Annotated in this window: 7 protein-coding genes; all 7 read left to right on the top strand. The window is 48.0% G+C overall.

Annotated elements, in window-relative coordinates; all coding sequences use genetic code 11:
* Positions 1-282 (top strand): hypothetical protein (locus BMZ56_RS25770; protein ID WP_177195309.1); only part of this gene is annotated, 282 nt, incomplete at its 5' end.
* Between the two features lies 1 nt (position 283).
* Positions 284-538 carry a hypothetical protein gene (locus tag BMZ56_RS25260; RefSeq protein ID WP_090632629.1) on the top strand — a complete coding sequence of 85 codons (255 nt, stop codon included), beginning with the start codon at positions 284-286 and terminating at the stop codon, positions 536-538.
* A gap of 30 nt (positions 539-568) precedes the next feature.
* A complete protein-coding gene (locus BMZ56_RS25255) occupies positions 569-1,039 on the top strand; it encodes a hypothetical protein (RefSeq protein WP_090632627.1) in 471 nt (156 codons plus the stop codon).
* 19 nt (positions 1,040-1,058) lie between these two features.
* Positions 1,059-1,697 (top strand): glycoside hydrolase family 19 protein, encoded by a 639-nt coding sequence (locus tag BMZ56_RS25250; RefSeq protein ID WP_090632625.1) that lies wholly within the window; start codon positions 1,059-1,061, stop codon positions 1,695-1,697.
* A gap of 11 nt (positions 1,698-1,708) precedes the next feature.
* Entirely contained in the window at positions 1,709-2,008 is a 300-nt protein-coding gene (locus tag BMZ56_RS25245; RefSeq protein WP_090632622.1) for a hypothetical protein, read from the top strand.
* A complete protein-coding gene (locus tag BMZ56_RS25240; RefSeq protein ID WP_090632620.1) occupies positions 2,005-2,808 on the top strand; it encodes a hypothetical protein in 804 nt (267 codons plus the stop codon). Before BMZ56_RS25245 ends, BMZ56_RS25240 begins: the two co-directional genes overlap by 4 nt.
* A 13-nt stretch (positions 2,809-2,821) precedes the next feature.
* Positions 2,822-4,224 (top strand): right-handed parallel beta-helix repeat-containing protein (locus BMZ56_RS25235; protein WP_143073035.1); only part of this gene is annotated, 1,403 nt, incomplete at its 3' end.

The raw sequence follows: 4,224 nt of genomic DNA, 5'->3' as shown, positions 1-4,224 counted from the left end.
AAAGTGAAATTCAGTTTAGATGGCATCGGATACACTGACCTTGACGGTCAACGGATCCGGCTATTTTTCGACTCCAAGCAATTCGGGAACCTTATTTACTTCCACGCGACCACCATCGAGATGGAAGAGGTGGCGAGGAGCCTGCACGCTACCGGAGAGGCGGAATGCCGCCAAGAGGATGCGGAAATGGTAGCGACTCTAGTCTGCGATTTCAGTAACTACAACCGCCGGACGAAAGAGGCGGTAAGGGAATATGTAAACAAGTTAATAGGAGGGAAATAAAATGGAAAGAACAGTTCAAAGCACCACAACAAAAGAGGTAAGCACGGCAACCGTAGACGGTTGGAATCTCACATTCACGTCAGAAAGCGGAACAAACGCAAACGTCAACGTGCAGGGTCAGAAAAGCGAGCATTATATGAATGCCTACGCGAATGCGACAAGCAACCACGTCGGATTCAGCAACGGAGCTTTCGATGCTGCACTGGCAACCGCCGTTGCAGAGGAAATGGAGTTAATCCTCAATCCCGTAGAGTAGTAATCAGTCACCAATTTAATTTTTAATCATATGTCACTAAAATCGTTTATCGCAAAAATCGGATTGTTTTTCGCTGCCATCTTTGATGCAGCAGCGCGCACATGGGCGAATGTGTCGCCTGAAGTGCAGGACGCGCTAAAGCAAGGATCTGCCATCCTTGACATCATAAATAAGAACGTCAAGGAAGCGCCGGACTTCGTTATTGAGCTCATCCAAAAGGCCTTTCCCAATATCGACCGTCCGACGTTGCTGGTTGGACTAAAAGGTGTCACGGAAGGGCTGAATATCGCCGACGGCATCGTCGATAATGACTTGCAGGCCACGGTCGGACGGCTACAGGAATACCTATCAGGACTAAAATCGGAACGCGCCGGATTTTGGGCCGGAATCAGTTCCCTCGCGGCCAAGTTGCTGGCATTCGGATTTGCGCCGGCCGGCACCAAGTGGGCGACGTTTGAAGCCCTTATGGAGTTTGTCTATCAGCGATTCATTAAGAAGTAAACCGCGTCAATTTCTGGCTATGAATCATGATGCATTTTGGGGTATAATCCGCGAAAACCTGTTCGCCCGGAATATGTCCATCGGCTCGGTGTCCACTATCAATGCGATAGTGGACACCTGTTATGCGGAAAAGGTCAGTCGATCGGCGCATTTCGCCTATATCCTTGCTACTGCTTACCATGAAAGCTTTCACAGTAAGCTAAACCCAGAGTGGCTACCCGTAAGGGAGGGATTTACAAAGACTAACGAGGGGGCTATCAATGCGGTTACCAAGCTGTTCAATTCGGGAAAAATCAGCCATAACTACGGGCTGGCACACACCAATGGACACAGCTACTATGGGCGCGGGTTCGTTCAGATTACGTGGCCTGAGAATTACCGAAAGATGGGCAGGCGGCTCGGCATCCCTCTATATGAGAACCCCGACCTCGCGCTTGACAGGAATATCGCCGCGAAGCTATTGGTAATCGGAATGATGGAGGGAATGTACACCGGCCGTAAGTTGTCCGATTACGACGACGTGGTTAGAGACGGCCTGCATTACGAATTCGACTCACTTAGCGCAAGGCGCATTATAAACGGAACGGACAGAGCGGAGACCATATCCGGATATTATGAAATATTCCTGCTGGCAATTAACGCATCAATTAACGATTAACATCTACGCGAATGGAAAATCCGGTATTCGACGAAAAGACCGCAAAAACGATAAATAAATGGCCACTAGCCATTATTGTGATGATACTTACCGCGTTCCTGACCACTTTCGTCAACAAGCTGTTCGATACGACGGACGACCGAAGTCGCGACTGTTTGGAGCAGGTGAGTTACCTGCGCGACGAATTGCGGATCATGAGGGAAGAAAACGCGGAAATGAAACGGGAATATACAAATGCAATTATTTACAAAGACGGTCAGATCCGTAACCGGGAAATGCAGATAGACAGTCTACAAAGAGCAAAGCAATGAAAACGTTCGTAACCATTCCGCTCTTGGTATTGGTGATACTTGGAGCCATCGGAACGGCCTATTTCGCAACCAAGTGGTACACTAGGCCGAAGGTTGAGGAATCAAAGGCCCGCATCGCCGACAGCGCTGTTGAATCGGTCCAGCTCGATGTAAAGAACATTAATAGAGAAATCGATCGCAACAGTGGAATAGAGCATGCTTTAATGAAGGATAAAGAGCAACTTGTTATAAGTTATAATCAGCTCAAGGATTCTTCTCGTCAAGAGATAGATAGTCTTACGAAGTTATTAGGTATAAGGAATAGGCAACTCAGCCATTATGTCGGATTGGCATTTACGTCGACCAGGGAAGACGAACCGATGACCGAGACCGATACCACATATAACTTCAAGGACAATTGGTTATCTGTTGATATTAAGAAACCAGCCAATGGCGTTCCGGCATTACTCAACTCAAAATATAATGCTTCACCAAACCTTGCATGGTATTGGGAAAGCAATAGGTTTATCGGCTTACGAAGTCCGCTGTTCGGCCGTGAACTGATAGGTAATTTTTGGCTTTCCGATCCAAATGCAACCATAAGTGGGGTGAAGTATTTGCGCATCGAGCCGCCCGAAAAGAGATTCGGACTTGCCGTTATGGCAGTGGGTGAATACTATCACGACGATGTCCTATTCGGTGGTGGGGTGTCGGTAGACATTGGGCGCTTACGCCTCCAGGGTAATTACTTGCGCGACTTCTCATCTGGAAAATGGTACCCTGCTTTCCGGGGCGGATTTAAACTGATTGACATCAATTAATAAAAAAAATATCATGATAAAAATAACAACGACCGCTAAGACGGTCACGATCGAGACACCGGGATTTAAATGGAACATTGTAAAGTCACGCATCAAAGGTCAAATACCTTACGCAAGCGGCACCCGTCTGTTGACGGAAATGGGAGAAGTTACTCTACCTTTCGGAGAAGTGCAGGGAAATGGCGATGCCTTCGGTACCGCTGAGGACTTGCAGGCTTGGATAGAGTCGAATTGTTTTAGTACAGGTGGGGGCACCGGCGAGGGGGTGCAAAGTATCGTTGAGGGACCGGGTATTACCGTTGACAGTTCGGATCCGGGTAACCCCATCGTTTCTTCCAATTTCTCTAACCCTACCTGGAGCGAAGTCGACGAAAAGCCGGAGTTTATGGCAGCTGGTGATACCGCGGCCCAGGCACGTGCCGCTATCGGGCTCGGTTCGGCGTCAACACGACCAGCAGGTGACTTTGCGACGTCTGCCCAGGGAGCAAAAGCAGATACAGCCGTACAGCCAGGTGATCTGGTGGGTCAGGTATATACTACTTATTACATTTCATCGACAGGGTTGGATAGCAATAATGGACTAACGCCTGAAACACCATGGTTGACGTTGGACAAGGCACAGGATATTGCGATTGACGAACCGGCTCGGGTATTACTCAGATCAGGCGATACATTTCATGGCGGTATCGGATTTGTCGGTAAAACGACGGGCGTAATAGTATCAACTTATGGCGGTGAAGTTCCGGCTACGATAAACGTAATTGATAGCGCCAGCCATGGGGTGAATATATACAACTGTTCTAACGTCGAAATAACCAACATTAAAGTTGTCGGGTTGGGAGCTTCAACGTGGGGAAACGGTTCAGGTATATTTATATATAACGATACCCACCTTCTTGGTGTCAATTACAGGATACATAGATGTGAAGTCACCCAGTTCGGGGCATACGGCCTCGTGGTGGGAATGGACGCCGAACCCGGTACCATAAAGATTAAGGGATTGGAAATATCAGATTGCAAAATTCATGGAAACATGAACGGAATCTTCACTTATGGAAACAAAGACTCCGAATACAGCATTGAAGACGCTGTCATAAAAGGAAATGAGACATACGATAATCTAGGTAGCGGCTCGGTGACCTGGGGTCAAAGCGGCAGCGGAATCATGATTTGCGGATTTTTGGGAGGTACTATAAACAAAAACAAATCATGGAACAACGGCCATAATAGTAACTATTCTGGGGGAGGTCCTTACGGCATTTGGCTTTACAACTGCAAGGGTACTGTGATCAGCCATTGCGAATCTTTCGACAACGGAGCTGCCGGAACCGCGGACGGTGGAGGATTCGATATAGACGGAGGGTGTCAGGACTGCGTGATAGAATATTGCTACTCCCATAACAACTACGGTCCCGC

This window comes from Parapedobacter indicus (genome assembly GCF_900113765.1).
GTDB classification, from domain to species: domain Bacteria; phylum Bacteroidota; class Bacteroidia; order Sphingobacteriales; family Sphingobacteriaceae; genus Parapedobacter; species Parapedobacter indicus.
This window is presented reverse-complemented; position numbering and strand designations above follow the sequence as displayed.